The following is a 1,362-nucleotide window of genomic DNA, read 5'->3' as shown; positions in this document are numbered from 1 at the left end:
CCGTTCTCGTGCTGGGCGCGGCCGGCGGCGTCGGCACTGCAGCCATCCAGATTGCCAAGGCCGCAGGGGCCCGGGTCATTGCGGCGGCGTCGACGGACGAGAAATGCGAGCTTTGCAAGTCCATTGGCGCCGATGCCACGATCAACTACACCACGCACACGCTGCCCAATGGCTTTCGCGATGCAGTCAAGGCGGCAACCGATGGCAAGGGCCCGGACGTCATTTACGATCCGGTCGGCGGTGAATTCGCCGAACCTGCATTCCGTTCCATCGCCTGGCGCGGCCGTTATCTGGTCGTTGGTTTCGCCGCCGGTCCGATTCCGTCGCTGCCCTTGAATTTGACGCTGCTCAAGGGGGCATCGCTGGTCGGCGTGTTCTGGGGCGATTTCGCAAGGCGCGAACCCAAGGCCAACGCGCAAATGATGGCCGAATTGGCCAAGTGGTACGGCGAGGGCAAGATCAAGCCCGTGATCGACCGGACCCTGCCGATGTCGGAACTCCGTGCCGCCTATGCCCGCATGGGCTCGCGGGGTGTCATGGGGAAGCTCGTGCTGGTGAATTGARCTCGAGGCATGTTGCTCGCCCCCAGGTTGCCCGGCAGTTCCTGTCCGGGCGCCCGCCCCCTGCCGGGGCAACACCGGCGGGCTGGCAAAGCCAGATCCGCGGTGTTTCACCAAGGGGCCTGGCTGCGCCGGCTCTGGATGCAAAAAAGCCCGCGGATGCGGGCTTTTTTGTGGGTGGTGGGGCCTGCGGGCTTACTTGATCTCGAAATCGGACAAGGACTTGCCGGCGGAGAGGGCTTCGGTGATCCAGCGCGGCTTGCGGCCACGACCACCGGACCAGGTTTCACCCGTGGGGCTGCGATATTTGGCGGCGCTCTTGGGTGCCGGCACGCCCCCGCTGCGCTTGCCGCCGCGAACGCCGAGCTTGAGATCGCTGGCGGTCAGACCGTATTCAGCAATCTTCTTGCGGACTTCTTCGATGACGCCAGCCCGCTCCTGATTCCGCAGATCCTCCGCTTGCTTTCGCAATTGCGCGATCTGCTCATCGTGCTTCTTGATCTGGGAATTGATGTCGGCAAGGGTTGAAGCCATCTGTGCTTATCCTCTAATTGGAAAGCCAAAATTCTAATTCAGATCCCAATTGCCGCAAGCAAGCCCCGCACAAAAAACGCTCGGTATTCACCCCGTGGCGCTACTTCAATGGAAGGACCGTGAAGGAAGGGAGACCGGTCCGATGGGCGATACGGCCGACTCGCCACGCCCACAAAGTAAAACAGGCACCGAAGTGCCTGTTTTACTGACGAAAGACTTTGGGGTGGCTGATGGGACTCGAACCCACGACGACCAGAATCACAATCTG

At 61.9% G+C, this 1,362-nt stretch carries 2 protein-coding genes; one reads left to right on the top strand and one right to left on the bottom strand.

Annotated features, from left to right (window positions below; genetic code table 11):
• Window positions 1-563: zinc-binding dehydrogenase (locus AC1DY5_RS55820; protein WP_478122736.1), on the top strand; the 563-nt coding region annotated here is incomplete at its 5' end.
• Between the two features lie 192 nt (window positions 564-755).
• Here the strand turns inward: AC1DY5_RS55820 and AC1DY5_RS55815 are convergent.
• Window positions 756-1,094, bottom strand: a complete 339-nt coding sequence (locus AC1DY5_RS55815; protein WP_478122735.1) for an H-NS histone family protein — start codon at window positions 1,092-1,094, stop codon at window positions 756-758.
• Window positions 1,095-1,362 lie beyond the last annotated feature (268 nt).

The sequence above is a fragment of the Variovorax sp. P4_D9 genome (genome assembly GCF_056401695.1).
This window is presented reverse-complemented; position numbering and strand designations above follow the sequence as displayed.